Here is a 19,039-nt window from a genome sequence, read left to right as displayed (position 1 = left end):
TTCTTTTTAATTTGTATATTCCAATGTTAATAACTAAATCCTGTGAACATAATCCAGTGAAATCCATCCATCACGATTTTTCTGATAAGATTTCAGAAGCCCCCAAAGGCTCGCACCCTTGCCTTCTGCTTCTTCCACAATAGTGAAAGCACCTTTTCCGGTGTACTTACCTATTTTGTCGTAGTCTGTTCCCGGATCCTTGCGGATGTTCAAATCTTCGATGGATACTCTCACAAGATACGGTGTAAATGTATCATTGGAATAAATCACTTTACCGGATTCATCAAATACGGAATATCCTTCATTTTCATCTGCACACCTCTTGGCATTTTCCAAACTATGGAATGCACCTTTCTGCGTGTCAAAATCTGCCCATGTCTTACGCACACGGTACCAGACTTCCTCCGGTTCTGCTGCCTCGCTCTTAATTCCAATCATAGCATTTAAGATTGTAATAATCTTTGCACCATATCCGGCTCCTGCTGCCCATCCTTTTCCGGCTGGATTTTCTTTCTGTCCAAGCCACTCCACATATTCCGCACAGTCTCTTGCGACATACTTGAAGCGTGGATCAACGCATTCATTCTTCAAATCCACTGTGAAGCATAGGTTTTCAAATGCTGAACCTGCGCCCTGATACCAAGCTGTGGTGTATCAAAGAAATTTCCCTTCATTCCATTAGACGTCACTCCCATACCACAGAAGTTATTCTGGTCGAGCGTTACTGCAGAACCAGAAAATCCGAAATTACCTGTTTCCAGACAAGACTGTGCAAAGGCAATATCACCACGGACACCCTCTGCCTTGCCTTCTGAAAGGTAAAGCAGAATCATGTCGATAACCGACTGTGCAACATCAGGATTCTTTGCTTTAATATAGGTGGTCATCTGTTCCACGGTTGACACCGCATTACCCATAATCTTTGTAAGATTAGTTTCTTCCTTTTTCGTTACTCCATAATAGGAAGCAATACATTCTGCTTCCGCTTTGGCGAGCTTCTGCAGATTACTGTCACTGGAAAGCCATTTTGTTGCTCTTGTGTTGGTATGGAATGAATGCTCCAGAATAATACCCGGTGTTCCTACCGCATTTGCTCCACGAAGCACTCCATAGTATTCTCCGTTTGTCCCCTGACGTGTTGCGGTTCTTCCACTCTGGGCAGTTCCCATCACTGCTTCCACAACCTTTGCCAACTTTAGACCAATATCCATGCTGCTTCCATTTAAAAGGACATATGCAACCGGATAGTCCACACTCTCGTTTACACCGTTCCCTACAGCGTTGGAATGGACAAAAATAAAGAGGTTACAGCCTTTGGAAGCCGCACCTCTTTCATACAATGCTCTGTCCGTATTCTGATTTGTCCTTGTGGTTACCACACCGATACCAAATGCCTCCAACTCCTTCTTAAGGTAATTATGGAATTTCCAAGTCATGTCCGATTCATAATAAGACGAAACCGCAGGGCTGCGGTTGTATTTACCGTAATGCCCTGCGTCCAGACATACCTTTACTGCCATGTTACTCATCCTCCTTTTTCTCATCCGCTTCTTCGTGCAGCTGCTCCAATACCTCTTTCAGCTTCTTTGGAACCGGAAGTCCGATAAGGGCAACATGAAATTAAAAGGATTGTCTAAAAGTATGATCAAGAATACCTTGACTTGCCTGCAGGGTGCGTTGAATTATGCTATACTCCCGCTGAATTATATCCAGGCAAATCCTTGTACTCCTGTAAAAATCGGAAAAATGCCCATTGATATTGATAAGAAAGCTCATACTGAGTATATTTGTTCAAAAAAAGAATATGATGAAATCCTAAAACGCTTTCCAAGAGATAACTATTTTCACCTTTCACTAGTAGTTCCATATAATATTGGAACTAGGATCAGTGAAACATTTGCTATCGATCTATTTGAAGATATCGATTTTGAGAAGCATGAAATATATATCAGAAGACAGATGGATAAAATCGAAAAGACCTGGTATGTCAAACCACCAAAATATGATTCCTATCGTATCATTAAGATAGGTAGAACATTGGAAAAAGAATTGAAATATGCTATTAAACAGCGCAAATTAAACCAACTGAAATATGGCGGCCCTTACATGAAAACATATGTCCTCCCTGACAATTCATTAACTCAAATCAGAGCTGATATTGACGTTGCATACAAGGAATTTCATCCCTTATGCGTAAAGGATACTGGCATATTGGTTACACCGGAATCATTCAAGTACTATGCCAGAGTAATACATTATGAATTGGGAAACCCTCTTTTTCATTCTCATTGTCTACGACACACGCACGGCACGATCTTGGCTGAAAACGGTGTCAACCCAAAAACAGTAATGGAAAGATTGGGTCACAAGGATATCAAAACAACCTTGCAGACGTATACATTTAATACAGATGTGATGCAGCAAAAAGCAGTCGATGTGTTTGAACAGGCATTACGCTCATAAAAAAACGGTTGAACCCTCCGGCAAGTTCAGAGTGGTTCAACCGTTCTGTTATAATTTACACGTTTTATATTTTCTCGGTGGCAAATAGGTGGCAAATAGACTGAACTTCCAGTATTTCAATACTGAAAATCGCTTATTTACGGCAAAGTTGGCACACAGTTTCAACGGTACTTTCGTTGTCCCAACAAAGTTTCTGTGTTTCCCTGTCTCCAAAATACACCGGAAAACGGAACTTTATGTGCTTCAGGAATCTGCCATCCGGCTGCTCCTGATCGTAAATGTCCACACGTTCTACAAAGCTGTTGAGAAATTCTTTCTTCTCCAAGTCGGTGAACTTATCATATAGTTTATCAAAATATAAAAGGAATTGATAGACGTTTTCTTCTGATATTTTCTGCTGCTGGATATTCAGCAAACGCTTTTTAACTTCTTCTATGCTATTTTCCACGCCTTCAATTTCATCATACAGCCGATATAACCTTGTCTCCATATCCTGATATTTCTTTTCATAAAATTTGTCCATGATATCCAGGTTATCCATCTGTTGGCCTAGCCTTGCCTTTGCTCCTGTCAACTGCCTATGCTGTTTTTCCAAATTTTCGATTTCTCTTTCAATTTCATCTGTGTCAATCCTTGAACCGATTTTTTTTCGGATCGCTTCTTCAAATTTGGGATTCTGTACCAGTTTCCGGATAACCTCTTCAACTGCATTATTGACCTTATCCTCGCTCCATTGCTTATGGTAATCACATCTGTGACCATTCATTAAACGACGGTGTTTGCAGGCATAATAAAAATAATCCTTATACAAAGTTCCATCTTTCTTTTTCTTTCGGTTCACATTTCCATACATTCCACTTCCACATAGCGGACATTTCAAGATTCCGGATAAAATATGTTCATGATCTAAGCTATGGATCTTCTCATATTTCACTCCATTTTTTACCCTTTTCTGATGTGCCAGTTCCCAATCTGTCTCTGAGATAATCCCTTCATGAATACCATCATATAACATATAATTCTCCTGTTTTACAATACGGTATTCATTTCGTGTTCCAGCAACCTTTTCATTCTTTCTTCGTCCGTAAGCCAGTTTTCCACAGTAAACCGGATTGTCCAAAACACCTTTTATAAAAGAAGCGGCAAATGCATCCAGTGTATTATTCTGTCTCTTTTTCTTTTTATATCCATGCTGATTCAGCCATATGGCGATCGCAGCAATTCCCATATTCGTATGAATAAATTTATCATAAATCAGACGTATGACCTCTGCTTCATCCTCTGCAATCTGTAATTCTCCATTTACCAGTTCATAGCCATATGGAGCAAATCCACCGTTCCATTTCCCTTCTCTGGCTTTCTGTTTACGTCCCTCCATTGTCTGGACAAGGATATTTTCCCTTTCAATCTCTGCCACCGCAGACAGAACGGAAATCATCAGCTTTCCACTATCTTTGGAGCTGTCAATCCCATCCTCAACACAAATCAGATTCACTCCAAAATCCTGCATTCTTTGCAGAGAGTTTAACACATCTGCCGCATTACGACCGAATCTGGAAAGCTTGAACACCAGTACAAACTGTACCTCATCTGTTCCATTCTCAATATTATCCAACATTCTCTGAAATTCTGGTCTACCCTCTACGCTCTTTCCAGACTTACCTTCATCGGAATACTCATTTACGATTTCCATATTTTGAAATTCTGCATAACGCCTTAATTTTTCTTTCTGAGCATCCAGACTGTATCCATCTACCTGCATGGTTGTGGATACTCTGGTATAGATATCACATTTAATTTTTATATTCTTCATAGTCTTCTCCCATATATAGTATCCTTGTTTTATTGTCCCAACTTTATTTTAGTACTTATTCCAATTCTTTTCAATACTTATTTTCCGTGTTGACGCATTTCTCTGTCAATTGTATAATTAAATTAACCTATTGTGCTACTTCAAATAGATTATGTGAAAACCTGTAAAACCGCAAAGAATCCTTACAGATATTAAAAAATAAAATTTTTAGAATATCAATTTTTTGATTTTTCCAAGTTCACAGGTTTCACCGAAAATACTATTCAATGCAATACAGAGATTGTATGCCAGTACTTTATTAACCAGACGGGTACATAACCCCTGAAAGCTTTTGGCTAACACTCTTTCTGCATTTAACTGACCACTCAATTGAGAGAATACGATTTCTACCCGCCTTCTCAGTTTGAATATTAACTGACGTACGGATTTCGGCCAATTTTCCTTACTGTTGGAACGTTTCAGAGCAAAAAGACAGATATTTTTTTCCTGCATTTCCTGTTTCATGTTTTTTCCAACATAGCCTTTATCCGCTAAAATTGTAACATTAGACCAATGGTCTGCCAGATCACGTAATCCTTCACGATCATCTGTAGATGCCGGTGTGATCTCAAATGATGCAATGTATCCTTCTAATGTAATTAATGCATGTACTTTATATCCATAATAGGTTTCTTTTTTGGAAGGACATTTTCCATAATCAGCACCATGGCCACGAAATGCTTTACAATATCGTGCACGTCCAAATTTACAGACTGCAAGTGGAAAACTATCGACGATGTAATAGGAACTGACTGGAATTGGGAATACGGAAATCATTTTTTGTCGTAACAATTCTGTTGTCTGCATCAGGGCGCGTCTCGTTCTGTTAAAACGACTTCTGCTGCAAAGCTGCGGAAAAAGATGCCTGTAGTTTCGTTTCACAAAAGAAAACCATGCATTCTCAGAATCAACGCCTGCCAATTCTCCGCAGAGACTGATAGTAATGATTTCTGAGTCAGATAATTTTGCATTCAGGATATGCCGTCGTCTGGTAACTTCTGGAGGTGCAAACTGATGATACAATTCGTCAATAATAACGTAAGCGGTTAAAATAAAGTCTTCAAAAGTTGCAATAACAATGGTATTATTATCTTGGAACTTCAACATAATGATGCCTCCTTTCGTTGTATTCCCTACAAAAAGGATAGCATATTTTGTTGAAGTTTCTTTATATTTTATTTTATCTAGCACAACAAGTTAAATTAGATACAGAGCATATCTGTTATCAAAATATCGTCCGCTTACCGGAAGCATCTAATAAATATCTTGCTTGAAAATTATTTAGAAATTATTTCAGTTTTTGATATTGTGTTTTTATCACACATTGCATATACTATAAATACACAAAAAGCCAGAAATAGAGGAGGTGTTAGTATGGCTACTTCAAGTATTACTCATAATTTTGTCGTATCCAATCCAAATAGTGTAAAGCGTTTTGTCGCAGCGATTGACGAAGCCGATCGTGACCGCACACCAAAGCAGGCACTTCCCGGACGTCAGTTAACAAACCCACAGGAAATCTTAGCTTTAATGTCAAAAAGGAAGAAAAAACATGTCTGATAAATATTTTACCGTTAATATTCGGGCATATTTGGATAAAGACGAACCGACATATATCGGAGAGGAAAGTCTTTACGACTTGCTCTCCGATTTTTCTTGTCCCAAAAATCCCGATGTGGAATACTTTTTATTACATAATGCGGTTGAGTTTACCAAAAAAGATCAATCTATCACTTATCTGGTATTCGATGCCGAAGATGCTTCACTGGTCGGCTATTTTTCTCTTACAGTAAAGCCAATATCTGTCCGGGCTTCAAATATCAGTAAGACGATGGCAAAGAAGCTGTCCCGTGTCAGTATTCTGGATGAAGAAACACAGTCTTACAACACAGCAGCTTACCTGATTGCACAGTTAGGAAAGAACTATTCTCTACCAAAGGAAAAACGAATCCCTGGAAACATCCTGCTGGGATTTGCACTGGAAACCATATCCGGTCTCAAATATTCCGTAGGCGGCGTTATGGAATTTCTTGAATGCGAAGATAATGAATTTCTTCTGAGCTTTTATACACAAAATCATTTCAAGCCATTTGATACCCGTATTACCGCTTCCCAGAACAATGAACCTCACACTCTATATCAGCTTTTGAAATTCATCTGAAAACACATAAAAAGCGGCAGTCTGATTTACATTTAGTATTTCAGGAAACTGCCGCTTCTTTTTCTTCTTTATTCTGTTTTTCTTCCTCCAACTCCCGGAGGACTTCATCGCCGTACTTATCAATCATCCGTACCAGAAAATCAATGCACCGCTCAAATTCAATATTCTGTTGCATAAGCTCCTCCTGTCATTGTTTTAATCTGAGCTTATTTTACAGAATTTCTTCATAAACAACATTGAACCGGAATTGACCGTAAATTGAGAAAATCATGTAACGAAAATCTCTATTTATCTTGAACCGAATATATGTTCGTGGTATGATATACTTATTCAAACCTGTTCACTTAATTTAATCTATAGAAAAGAGGAAATGCCTATTGGATCGTTGTGATTTTAGTTCGATAATGACATATTTAAAAAACCAAATCAGTGAAAGCAATCAGATGAGCCAGCCTGAGTTTTTATACGAAATATTTGAAGATTTTTTAGACAGTCCTGAAAACAAAGAATTTACTTTGGATAATGGTCTGGTTTGCCGCTGGATGACAGGTCAGGCGAAAATCAGTCCCAAAATATCTTCTTTTTATGCAAAACCAAGCAATCAGGAAAAACTGGCAAAAAACATACAACAAAATATTCTTCCACTAATGGCAGACTACAGCAGAACACTTCAAGATATTTATACCTTATTTATCCAGGATTCTTCAATTTCTGAAGCCAAAAAAGCAGAACTTGCTCCTCTATACAAACCTGCCGATTTACGTCTGCTGTTTTTGGCAAAACTGATTTCTTTCGGTATGGAACGCCCGTTTATTAAACGTGATACCAAAAACCAGAAATTGATCGCAGGTGGTTCCCTCTCACCAATGGTACTGGATTATATTATGGATAGTGAAGTCCCAAGACCATGCCGCCATTTTGTAGGGAGAGAAGATGAAACAACAGAATTACATTCCCTTCTGGAAGATAATAGCAAAGCATTTCTTTACGGAATTGCCGGAATCGGGAAAAGCGAACTGGCAAAATCCTATGCAAAGTACTATAAAAAGCATTACACAAACATCCTGTATTTTGAATATGCCGGAGATTTACATCAATCTGTTACGGATATGGATTTTGCTGATGATTTACCGGAAGATACCGAAGAAGAACGTTTCCGAAAACACAACCGTTTCCTTCGTTCTTTGAAAGATGATACTTTAATCATCATAGACAACTTCAATGCAACCGCAACACAGGACTCCTTTTTGTCCGTAATGTTAAAATACCGCTGCCGGATTCTTTTTACAACAAGAAGCAAATTCGATAGTTACTGTACCCTGCACTTAAAAGAGATTAAAGAATCATCCAGCCTGTTTCAACTGGTATCTTCCTTTTATTCGGAAGCCGAAGAGCACCGGGCAATCGTAGAAAAAATCATAGAAACTGTACACTACCATACTTTTGCTGTAGAACTGGCAGCAAAACTTCTGGAAAATGGAATTTTAGCTCCGCATCAATTATTGATAAAACTTCAAGAGGAAAAGGCTTCTCTTCATAATGAAGATAAAATTAAAGTAATGAAAGATGGTCAGAGCAGTAATGCCACCTATTACAACCATATCCATACCCTGTTTTCGTTATACTCCTTATCACGGAAACAACGGGATATTATGTGCAATATGTGTTTTTTGCCTTCATCTGGTATTTCTGCCCGTATATTTTCCAAATGGCTGGAGCTGTCTACTTTAAATGACGTGAATGATCTGATCGAGACAGGTTTTGTACAGTCAAGCCTCCGGCATACTATTTCTCTGCATCCAATGATTCAGGAAATTGCAGTTTCCGAGACCGCACCTTCTGTTACAAACTGCCACACGTTATTGGATTCTTTGCAAAAAATATGTTTGATGCATGGCATTGAAGTTAGCTATTATAAAAAATTATTTCAAACAGTAGAAAACATCATGCTTTTCATTGAAAAGGACGATATTCCCCAATACCTGTTATTTTTAGAAGATGTTTTTCCATATATGGAGAAGTACCACTATCAAAAGGGTATGAAAAAAATCATCCAGGAACTACAGCATTTTATAAAAGCAAATACTTACGGGACTGCATCTGACCGTGCCTTACTATTGGATTATCAGGCAACTCTGGAACCCAAAACAGAAAAAGCGATAAAATTAGAAAAAGAAGCACTTGCTCAAATAAAAGAAACTACAAAAGAAAATGCACACCTTGTTTCCAACCTCCATTCCAATCTTGGGGGACTTTACCGAATAAACGGACAGCTTGATCTGGCTAAAAAACACATGAAAATGGGGATTTCTCTTTTAGAACAATACCAGCTTCTTTATACTAATGACAGTATTCCCCAGATTACTAATTACGCTGTCCTATTAACTGAAATGCAAGAACCTGCCCTTGCCCTGTCTGCTCTTCGAAAATTAGCACAGATTATCAAAGAATATAATTCAAACCACTGTTTGGATTATGCCCAGGTACAGGAATCCCTTGGAAGTATCTGCCTGATCACTGCAAATATTTCACAAGCGAAAACCCATTTTAAAAAAGCCTTGAAAATTTATGAGGATATATGGGCAGACGAACCCGAATTGATTGAAAAAAAATATAAAGAAATTCAGGAATTGTATCCACAAGCCGGGATTGCTCTGGCTAAAAGTATTCTACTAACCAAACACTGAATAAATATATTCATCTATTACATGTACTACAAACGATTCTAAAATGAATTACTAATCTGTTTTCTATTAAGTAACGATTGTAGCAGAAGATACGAAAAACTCCGTATCTTCTGCTCGTTCTCAGTTAAATGTTTTGTGCATCTAAAATGGCTGCTAAATACTGCTCCTTGCCTCTTGCTCCTTTGTATAGTTCATAAGAAATTTTTCCATTTTTCAAGAAAAAAATATGATTACAATAGCTAACGGAAAACGGATCATGTGTAACCATTACAATTGTCGTTTTAAATTTTTCATTTATTTCTGTAAACATCTCCATTAGTTTTTCCGAATTCCGTGCATCAAGTGCTCCAGTTGGCTCATCTGCTAAAATCAAACGACTATTATTGACCAATGCTCTTGCACATGCACACCTTTGTTGTTGCCCACCAGAAACTTGATAGGGATATTTATTTGCTATTGCTTTAATTTCCAAAATTTCCATAATCTTATCTGTCTTCTGCATAACATCCGTCCCTTTTTTCCCAGTTAAAAGCAACGGAATATAAATATTTTCCTGTATTGTCAGCATATCTAATAGATTGAAATTTTGAAATACAAACCCTAAATTCTGTTTTCTAAATTCTGCACGTTCATCTTCACTCATTTTAGTAATATCTTTTCCATCAAAATAAATGTGTCCAGCCGTAGCTGTATCTACCGTTCCAAGTATATTGAGCAAGGAAGTTTTGCCTGATCCAGACTCACCCATTATTCCTATAAACTCCCCTTCCTTGATTTCAAAACTAATTCGATCTATAGCTTTTGTAACATTTCCAGAACTTTCATAATATTTCTCTATATTATCCATTTTTATAAATGCACTCATCATAAATACACCTCTAATAATTTATTTAGAATTACATTCTATTACAATTTTTTCATCACAAATATTCAATACTCTTTTATCATGGGATACTATAATGAATATATGATCTTTTTTTTCTTTTTCCAATAAATGAACCAATCTCTTTACAGTTTCAACATCCAAACCATTTGTAGGTTCATCCATTATTTTTACTGTACAATTTTTTTGAAAATTTCTAACCAATTCCAATTTTTGCATTTCACCACCGGAACAATGAATAATATTATCTTCTTGAATTATATTGGAATCAATATCTAATGAAAACAATTCCAGTATTTTTTTTTCTTTAATAACATCATAATTCTCAATTCCAAAATGCAAATATTCTTTCGGGGAAATGTTAATTCTCTCAATCTGTTGACTCAAAAAAGCAATCTCTCTTTTTCTAACTTCTTCACAGTTTAGTGTTTTTATATTTTTATTATCATAATATATATTACCTGTGTATTTTTCAGGATATAATCCAACTATAACATCTAATAATGTTGATTTCCCAACACCATTTTCCCCAACTATCCCATAAATCTTTCCTTTTTCAAATTTTGCAGAAAGATTTTTAAATAATACCTTTTCCCCATATGAAAATGATACTTTTTCTAAATTTATACTTTCAATTGGTAGCTTATCTTCTGTCAATCCCTTGTTCTGCTCAATACAATTGTAACACTCCGATAAAACCTTATTCATACGATCAAGAGCTACTCTTACTTTGGGATAGTCTCCTGAAAAATCTATAACATCTGTCGCTGCGGATAAAATCATATTAACGTAGCTCGTTATAATAGTAAAATATCCTATGGATATTTTACCACTTATAACATTATATCCACCTATTGCAAGCACCATTAAATAACAAAATACCATTATAAGCCGATTGATGTTTGCAAAAAGATATTGAATTTTTACTTGCCCAATAGCACCCTTCAGCATTCTTCTAAATGATATGGCAAATCTATCTTCCATTTCTTTTGAGACACTATTTTCTTTAACAAACCGAGTACAACGAATTTGCTCCATTCCCTTTGCTGTATATTCATTCCCTGCCATTTTATACTCTTGCTCATTTTGATACATTCTATTTTCTAATTTCTTATATACAACAAAATATATCGGAATTGTCACAATAATAATTATTCCCAATAATATGTCCGCTTTTATAACAAACAGGGCACTAATTACAAGTAAAATTATATTATATGTAAAATCCGGAAGCCCATTTAATAAAAATCCACTAATTGTTGCTGCATCTCCAGTAATTTGATCTGTCAAGAAAGCTGCATCTTTATTCTGAAAAAATGTCAAAGAACTTTTATATATCGTTTGAAATATCTTATTACATAATTTATATAAAAATGTATTATTTAACTTTGTCATAAAATATGTCATACCAAATTCCAACATAATCGAAAATATATTCAAAAATGCAATAGCTACGACAAATACCATAATTGCAGAATGTTTATCGACTAAAGAATCAATATATATACCGCTAACATAAGGAACAATAAGTTGTAATATCATTGTACAAACAGTTATACAAATATAGGCAATAATAGTCTTTTTTAAATTTATTATTTCATTTTTTAAAAGTTTTTTAATATCCATTCTTTCTCCATTTATCAAATAGTTACAGGTCAATGCCCCTTATGAAACATTGACCTATAAGTTTTTTCTATTATTTATTTCCCAATTATATGATAGAAGCATGTATATTTTTTGCAACCCTTAGTATGGCATGATGCTTTTCTTGTTGCTTCTAATGGTTCTGATAATACTTCCATTATTATTGACCTCCGCTTTCTTTCATTGACCTTTATTTACCAAAAATATGGTAAAAACATGTGTATTTTTTACAACCTTTTGTATGACAAGCTTTTGCACTTGTTGCCATTACTGGACCATTTAATACTTCCATATACTTTCATCCCTTCCTGTCAAATTTTCTCATATTCTGTCATATTATAAAATATCAGCAGGATATATCTCCAATATGTTTTGAGAAATTTTCATTTGATTTATTTACCAAAAATATGATAAAAACATGTGTATTTTTTACAGCCTTTTGCATGACAAGCTTTTGCACTTGCTGCCATTACTGGACCATTTAATACTTCCATTAAAATTACCTCCTTGTAGTATTTTTCATAAAGTAATTAATTTCCATACCAGCAAACTTTTCCTCTATGATTTTCTCCTTTATGTATCTTTTTAGCTAACTTCTTAATAAGTTCTTCTAATCCTTCAGCACCTGTATTATATACTGGACAGGTATAATTACAAGAATCCGAACTACATTTCCGAGTCGCAGGTTGCACTAAAATTTTCATGATGCATTCCCCTTTCCTGTTTCAATACAGCATCTGCATATGCCTGCATAAACTCACCGACATTATAACGATACTGCTCACATAATTGATTATTTTCTATTCTGCTATGAGGACATCCCCCAAAACATATTGGCATAAATTTACATCTACTACATACGGCATCTTCTGTTGGATCATAAAGCATATATTCTGCCAGTACCTTTTGTGTTTGAGCTGCACTAACCTGCATTTTTTTTGTTGATTCCACCCAATCTCGAACCGTTCCAATTCGTCTATCCATAACGCCTACATCACTCCAGCATTTATATATATTGCCTTGTGCATCTATAACGTAGCCTTGTGCATAATCCGCACCACAGTAATTTCCCATTGGCTTAGGATATAAAGATGCCAACGGCATATCGTTCTTCAGCCAAAAATTCAAATTAAATTCTGAATATTTCTCAGAAGACATACATGCACAATTTGAGCATGAGCCATTTGTTGCTGTAACTAATCCAAGATAGCAAAAAACGTCTTCATATATTCCCTTTCTTTTAAGTTCATCAACAACTGCCTGTACTTCATTCTGATTTTCTTTGTCAACATTGATGCGGATAGCAATTCCGATTTTCCCGTGAATTTTATCCAAATTATCCACAATCTTTTCGTATGTACCTCCTCCATTTGCTAAAGGACGTCTTGAATTATGAATCTTAGCATCTCCGTCCAACGTTATCTGAGCATCAGTTATATCCAAGTCCAATAGCTTGTTACACACGTCCTCGGTCAACAAATATCCATTTGTAATAATACTTGCTGAATATTCGATATTAAAGCGTTTGCAAATCTTCTTAAACTTCTTTGTCAATCTTTCTATTGGAGAAATAGCTAATAATGGCTCTCCACCATACCATGTAACAACCAACTTTTCCAAATGAGACGCTTCTTGTTCCACCATTTTACATATGTTTTCTTCTGTGTCTTCCGACATATGGCCATTGCTATAGTGCCCACTTTCAAAACAATATGTACATCTGAAATTACATGCCATTGTCGGTGTAATCGTTAATGATAAAACAGATGTATCATATCTTGAATTTAACATCCGAATTTTTATATCCTTTTTTTCATCAAAATCATCTTCAATTAAAAAGCCACAATATTTAAGTTCCTCCAAAAACTTCTCATCTGATATTTCTATTCCAGTTTCAATAAACTGTACAAATTCCTTGTGATGTTTTGCTTCCATATGCGCTAAACTTCCGGTTCGCATATTATAATATAAAGCATCTCCATTTCCATTTTTATTTTCAATAACGTAATTATAATATGATGGTTTCATAATTTATCTTTCCTTTCCATAATTTATATTTCTTCTGAAAAATATATCTGTTATTATAAAATAAACAATATATACCGTAAGTATCCACAAAAGAGACAGCCAAATATAACGCCCGAATGATGTACGTAATCCTGTATCAAGTATAAACTGAGTACTTATTTTTACTGATATAAGCCATCCCGGAACAATCGAAATTACCAAAGGAATTAAGTAATCTATCGCTAATTGCTTATGAATAATAATATCAATCTCCTTTTGAGTCATTCCAATTTTCATCAGCAGTTCATAACGTTTTTTACTTTCTTTTGTTGTACTCATCAAATGTGCAGCTAAAAGTGAGATAGTAACACAGAGGAATACAAGGCTAACATAAGCAAAAGGAAATAACACTGCTGTAACTGTAGATTTTAAGGTTATTTCTACCTCTTTTTTTGCCAATACCGGGCTTGTATACAAGATACTATGATTGCTTCCATAATGAAAATTTCCACCATAATCATCTAATTTTTCAGTAATATCCTCAGTTACAGGTCTTTTTGTTGTAGCTGCCATTACAGAATAATATGGAGTCATATTATCAACAATTTCATCTGGAAGAACTAAAATGTAATCTGCTCCATTATGTCCATTTTGTTCAAAATCAACAGTACATATCTTTTTACAATGTAATTTATGGTTTTCACATGTAATTACTCTATTGCGAATAGCATCCGACAATTCAGGTTCCAGCCTCCGCTTGATTTGAAGCACATATTCATCTTTATTCAATGTAATCTCTTTTTCGCCGATCATTTTCAATAAATAATTATAATCGCTTAGTTTTATATAAGTATCATATTTATAATAAACATCAAAATCTTCTTCCATTTTCAATTTATTTTCATCAAATTCCCCTTCCTTATTTGTAAGTTCATTGCCGAAAAATTTTAAGTTGGTATATAACCACTCATTCATATAACTACTTTGATTTTCATAAATAACATATTCATGATACATCTGCATTCCAACAGAATCACTTAATATATCTTTTTCCTTCTGGAAATCCAAATTCGGATTCTCATGATATATCATAAAATCATAAGGGTATTCTGCATCAATTTGCTTATTTTCATAATCTGTATACATCATGGCAATTGAACTACCAATTATTGAAATCATCAAAAGGAAGGCTACAAAAAAAATCACTCTTTTTATAGATTTTATTTCTGCCTCTACCGATTTCCAGATAAACAAACGATTTCCAGACAAAATCCACTTTCTTGTTACATGTGCTTTTATTTCTTCTTTTCTCTCGGTGATTTTTTCTAATTCACAAAGCTGGCAGATAGTTGAATTTAAAAATTTTTTCCGTATTTTGACCAATGCAATTCCGTAACAAAAGAAATATATTAGAGCAGTCAATATAACTGCTTGAAAATAAAAATTCATTTCAATTACATAATCCAGTCGAAACATTCGATAAAAAATAACCATTAAAAATTGTTTCAGTAATTCTCCCGCTGCTACTCCCAAAACAAATGCTATAAGAGCCATTAATATTGTTTCTTTTGTGTAATTTTTAAATATTTCTTTTTGTTTAAGTCCAAACAGCATATAAAGAGACATTTCTTTGCTACGATATTTAAACGACTGACGCATCATATAAAAAATCAGCCAAATCATTACAGCAACAATAAAAATTGTTACAAATCCGATTAAAACATCCATAACAAAACTTTGTTCACATATTTGCTGAACGTCCTTTGAAAAAAGCATTGAATCAAACGCAAACATCAAAGCCTCTATTAATATCATAGTAAAAAAATATACTGGTTCTCTTGCTATGTTTTCCTTAACATTACGGTATGTTAATCCAGTTAAACTTAACATATTCACCCTTCTTCTTTTATCCTATCTTTGTTGACAGCATCATTATATCAGTAACATAATGAAAGTCCTATTGATTTTTCTTACCTCAATCTTACATTTTTGTCACTTTATCTGACTATATTGAAAGTAAATTTAATAGCTGTAAATTCTCCATAAATAGACTCTGCTTTAATATCTATATCCAACTTTTTACATAGTTTATAGACTAGATACAATCCCATACCCGTAGACTTTTCATTTTCTCTTCCATTACTTCCAGTAAACCCCTTATCAAAAATTCTTGGCAACTCTTCTTTTTTTATCCCTTTACCATTATCTAATATTTTTAAAAGTATTTTGCCATTCTCTCTTTTTACACTCATAATTATTTTGGCATCTTTTTCTTTTTTATATTTAATTGCGTTCAGCAATACTTGTGTAATCATGAAAACAAGCCATTTTTCATCGCCATAAACATATATATCCTTATCGCATTTTAACTCTACTGCTACGGAACTGTTCATCACAACAGTACGATTTTTATTAACTGCCCTCGAAAGAACCTTCCAAATATTTAATTTCTGTATCAGATAATCCTTATATATCTGTTCAGATCTAGCATAATATAAAGCACGATCTATATCATTTTCAATCCTACTAAGTTCTATATTCAAATCTCTTTTTAATTCTAAATTATTTTGAATTCTATTTTCTAACATTAAGTGTATAGAAGTGATTGGTGTTTTCACCTCATGAATCCATTGTTCTATATAATCCTCATATTCTTTCTGTTCATCTTCCATTTTATGTATTTCTTCAATCGCACTACTTCCGATTTTTCTTAATAATTCTTGATATATCCGATCCTCTATTTGATAAGAAACGGGTAAAAGTTCTGCAATTAACCAAGGTTCATTCAGATCTTTTACCCGCTTTTCAATTATGTCAAAGTATCTTTTTTTTCTATACCAATCCATCAAATATTTCATCATTGTCATACCTGTAACAACTATTCCTATCAAAAATATCACACTGAAAGTATTTCCAATAATATATAAAAACTCCAGCATAATAAAAAGTACAAAAAATGTACCCAGTATTTCAGTAATCTTGTTTAGAAAATAATCTTTAAATCTCATCATTTTCATCCATCCTTATTTTAATTTTTTTATCTTTAAATTTCCCAAAATTTGTCATTTCAATTTTGTTTTTTCCTGTAAAATATACCCCATTCCTCTCTTTGTTTGTATTACATTATATACCCCAATACTTTCTAGTTTATTTCTAATTCTTTTAATATTCACACTTAATGTATTATCATCAACAAAACTCTCATTATCCCACAAATCATTCATCAAATCCTCCCTTGATACAACTTCGCCTTTATGCTCAAAGAAATAACGTAGAATATGCAATTCATTTTTTGATAACTCCACTACATTCTGGTAATGTTTCAACTTCGCAGCGACTACATCCAACTCTAAATCCTCAAACGAAAGTATATTCTCACTTCTTTTTGTAGTCCTTCTCAGTACTGCTGAAATATGGGCCAATAGCACTGCCGGTCGATATGGTTTCTCAATAAAATCATCTCCTCCACTCAACATACATTCTAATTCAGCTGCCGATGAATTTTGTGAAGTGACAAAAATAATAGGAACCTCTGATAACATACGTATTTGTGCACACAACATAATCCCATCTACAGACGGTAACGAAATATCTAATAGAATCAAATCTGGTTTAACATCTTCTATTTCTTCTGGAATAGACGTAAACTTTTGGGCAATTGTTGTCCTATATCCTTGATTTTCAAGCAATACCTTCAATTCTCTTTGAACCGTCAAATCATCATCTACTACATAAATATGGTACATTTTTCTCTCCTGCCTAATTAAGCATTATTATTTCTTGGTACATGCAACATCTGTTTTTTCATAATAAAGCATTTTTCCATATTATAGCATTTCATTTTAATACACTCAATAAAAATAGTTACATAACTAAATTGAAAAATATTTTCATTATCTGCTTTTTTCTCAATTCCAGCTCAATTTCCCTTCAATGTCTTTCCCTTCCAATTTTCGTATGCTTATCTCACAGCAAAGCAGTATCACATCGGTACAGCCTGCTGAATCAATCAATACGAAAATGGAGGTATTTTTTATGCGAGAACTCAGAAACACAAAAATCATTGCTGTAGATCATGGCTACGGCAACATGAAAACAGCAAACACCGTCACACCAACCGGAATCAAAGCCTACGAAACAGAACCAATCTTCACCGGAAATATTCTGGAATATAACGGCATCTACTACCGGATTGGCGAAGGGCACAAAGAATTTATCCCTGATAAGGCTATGGACGAAGAATATTATCTTCTGACATTGATGGCAGTTGCAAGGGAACTGAATGTCTTTTCTATCCGTGAAGCAGACGTTCATCTGGCCGCCGGGCTTCCTCTGACATGGATCAGAAACCAGAGGGAAGATTTCCGTTCCTATCTGCTCCAGAATCCTGAAGTCCATTACCGATTTAACAGCAAAGAGTATCATATCCGCTTTGTGGGATGCAGCCTTTACCCGCAGGGATATCCGGCTATTGTAAACCGGCTTGGAGATTTCAAGGGAACCAATCTTCTTGCAGATATCGGAAACGGAACCATGAATATTCTATATATCAACAATAAGAAAGCTCAGGAAAGCCAGTGCTGGACAGAAAAGTTCGGCGTAAACCAATGTATGATTGCCGCTAAAAACGCTGTTCTGGACAAATTCGGAGTAAAGATTGAGGAATCCACCGTAGAGCAGATTCTACGTTTTGGAACCGCTGACATTTCAGCGCCTTATCTGGATTGTATTACTGCTGTTGCCAGACAGTATGTCACAGATATTTTTGCCACACTCCGCAAATATGAATACAATCCTGACCTGATGCGCCTGTATGTGGTCGGAGGCGGTGGATGCCTGATCCGTAACTTTGGAACGTATGACAAAGCACGAGTTACCATCCTTGATGATATCTGTGCCACTGCCAAAGGTTATGAATCTCTGGCTTATATGAGCCTGAAAAGGAGGGGATAAGCCATGCAGAACCATATCCGCAACACAAACCTGCGATTTAATCTGGACAAAGACCAGCAGCGGAGAGCCTGGGAATATTTACAGACGATGGACAGACAAAATTTTAAATCTTACAGCCAGGTAATCTCCCTTGCACTGGTCGATTATTTTGACCGCTACTACCGCACTCAGGCTGATCCCTATCTGGAAACAAGGGAACGGGAAGAACTTTTTGTGAAACAGATTGTAGAAGCAGTGGAACACAGCCTGAAACAGTCATTGCCGATTTTTCTGTCCGGGCTGACTGCAGGCATGTTGGAAAGGGAATCCCCCATCAGGGTGCCCTTTCCAGCTCCTGAAAAAGAACAGCCGGATCGTGATATAGACTGGGATTTTCTTGGAGAATAAAC

The 19,039-nt window shown here is 35.2% G+C and carries 15 protein-coding genes and 2 pseudogenes; 6 read left to right on the top strand and 11 right to left on the bottom strand.

Annotated features, from left to right (window positions below; all coding sequences use genetic code 11):
- Window positions 1–33: 33 nt before the first annotated feature.
- Together LI112_RS18475 and LI112_RS18470 are read right to left on the bottom strand one after the other, a co-directional pair.
- Window positions 34–926 (bottom strand): annotated as a pseudogene (locus tag LI112_RS18475) (glucosaminidase domain-containing protein); the annotation flags it as partial.
- Between the two features lie 51 nt (window positions 927–977).
- Window positions 978–1,520 (bottom strand): annotated as a pseudogene (locus tag LI112_RS18470) (N-acetylmuramoyl-L-alanine amidase); the annotation flags it as partial.
- Window positions 1,521–1,614: 94 nt separating this feature from the next.
- On the opposite strand from LI112_RS18470, the gene LI112_RS07115 reads away from it, so the two are divergent.
- Window positions 1,615–2,463, top strand: a complete 849-nt coding sequence (locus tag LI112_RS07115) for a site-specific integrase (RefSeq protein WP_227190419.1) — start codon at window positions 1,615–1,617, stop codon at window positions 2,461–2,463.
- Between the two features lie 133 nt (window positions 2,464–2,596).
- On the opposite strand, the gene LI112_RS07110 is transcribed toward LI112_RS07115, so the two are convergent.
- A complete protein-coding gene (locus tag LI112_RS07110; protein WP_227190418.1) occupies window positions 2,597–4,276 on the bottom strand; it encodes a recombinase family protein in 1,680 nt (559 codons plus the stop codon).
- Window positions 4,277–4,483: 207 nt separating this feature from the next.
- Window positions 4,484–5,422, bottom strand: a complete 939-nt coding sequence (locus LI112_RS07105) for an IS982-like element ISRmsp1 family transposase (protein WP_227080745.1) — start codon at window positions 5,420–5,422, stop codon at window positions 4,484–4,486.
- Between the two features lie 267 nt (window positions 5,423–5,689).
- Here LI112_RS07105 and LI112_RS07100 point away from each other — a divergent pair, with 267 nt between their 5' ends.
- Window positions 5,690–5,875, top strand: a complete 186-nt coding sequence (locus tag LI112_RS07100; RefSeq protein WP_117636859.1) for a hypothetical protein — start codon at window positions 5,690–5,692, stop codon at window positions 5,873–5,875.
- Window positions 5,868–6,476, top strand: coding sequence for a GNAT family acetyltransferase (locus LI112_RS07095; RefSeq protein WP_227080746.1), 609 nt, complete (start codon window positions 5,868–5,870; stop codon window positions 6,474–6,476). Before LI112_RS07100 ends, LI112_RS07095 begins: the two co-directional genes overlap by 8 nt.
- Before the next feature lie 40 nt (window positions 6,477–6,516).
- On the opposite strand, the gene LI112_RS18150 is transcribed toward LI112_RS07095, so the two are convergent.
- Window positions 6,517–6,651: a hypothetical protein gene (locus LI112_RS18150; protein WP_255646893.1), complete on the bottom strand. Its 135-nt coding sequence runs from the start codon at window positions 6,649–6,651 to the stop codon at window positions 6,517–6,519.
- 268 nt (window positions 6,652–6,919) lie between these two features.
- Between LI112_RS18150 and LI112_RS07090 the strand changes: the two genes are divergently transcribed.
- Window positions 6,920–9,163 carry a tetratricopeptide repeat protein gene (locus LI112_RS07090; RefSeq protein ID WP_227080763.1) on the top strand — a complete coding sequence of 748 codons (2,244 nt, stop codon included), beginning with the start codon at window positions 6,920–6,922 and terminating at the stop codon, window positions 9,161–9,163.
- A gap of 124 nt (window positions 9,164–9,287) precedes the next feature.
- On the opposite strand, the gene LI112_RS07085 is transcribed toward LI112_RS07090, so the two are convergent.
- The 6 genes from LI112_RS07085 to LI112_RS07060 form a co-directional block, all read right to left on the bottom strand.
- Window positions 9,288–10,031 carry an ABC transporter ATP-binding protein gene (locus LI112_RS07085; protein ID WP_306467820.1) on the bottom strand — a complete coding sequence of 248 codons (744 nt, stop codon included), beginning with the start codon at window positions 10,029–10,031 and terminating at the stop codon, window positions 9,288–9,290.
- An 18-nt stretch (window positions 10,032–10,049) separates the two neighbouring features.
- Window positions 10,050–11,672 carry an ABC transporter ATP-binding protein gene (locus tag LI112_RS07080; protein ID WP_227080747.1) on the bottom strand — a complete coding sequence of 541 codons (1,623 nt, stop codon included), beginning with the start codon at window positions 11,670–11,672 and terminating at the stop codon, window positions 10,050–10,052.
- A gap of 684 nt (window positions 11,673–12,356) precedes the next feature.
- A complete protein-coding gene (locus LI112_RS07075) occupies window positions 12,357–13,718 on the bottom strand; it encodes a radical SAM protein (protein ID WP_227080748.1) in 1,362 nt (453 codons plus the stop codon).
- A gap of 3 nt (window positions 13,719–13,721) precedes the next feature.
- A complete protein-coding gene (locus LI112_RS07070) occupies window positions 13,722–15,587 on the bottom strand; it encodes an ABC transporter permease (protein WP_227080749.1) in 1,866 nt (621 codons plus the stop codon).
- A gap of 107 nt (window positions 15,588–15,694) precedes the next feature.
- Window positions 15,695–16,708, bottom strand: coding sequence for a sensor histidine kinase (locus LI112_RS07065; protein ID WP_227080750.1), 1,014 nt, complete (start codon window positions 16,706–16,708; stop codon window positions 15,695–15,697).
- Between the two features lie 51 nt (window positions 16,709–16,759).
- Window positions 16,760–17,443 (bottom strand): response regulator transcription factor, encoded by a 684-nt coding sequence (locus tag LI112_RS07060; RefSeq protein WP_227080751.1) that lies wholly within the window; start codon window positions 17,441–17,443, stop codon window positions 16,760–16,762.
- A gap of 289 nt (window positions 17,444–17,732) precedes the next feature.
- On the opposite strand from LI112_RS07060, the gene LI112_RS07055 reads away from it, so the two are divergent.
- Together LI112_RS07055 and LI112_RS07050 are read left to right on the top strand one after the other, a co-directional pair.
- Window positions 17,733–18,650 carry a ParM/StbA family protein gene (locus LI112_RS07055; protein WP_227080752.1) on the top strand — a complete coding sequence of 306 codons (918 nt, stop codon included), beginning with the start codon at window positions 17,733–17,735 and terminating at the stop codon, window positions 18,648–18,650.
- A 3-nt stretch (window positions 18,651–18,653) separates the two neighbouring features.
- Window positions 18,654–19,037, top strand: coding sequence for an adenylate cyclase (locus LI112_RS07050; protein WP_227080753.1), 384 nt, complete (start codon window positions 18,654–18,656; stop codon window positions 19,035–19,037).
- Window positions 19,038–19,039 lie beyond the last annotated feature (2 nt).

This window comes from Blautia sp. 210820-DFI.6.14 (assembly GCF_020558815.1).
Taxonomy (GTDB): Bacteria; Bacillota; Clostridia; order Lachnospirales; family Lachnospiraceae; genus Blautia_A; species Blautia_A obeum.
The sequence above is the reverse complement of the archived record's forward strand: the minus strand, read 5'-3'. Positions and strand labels throughout refer to the sequence as shown.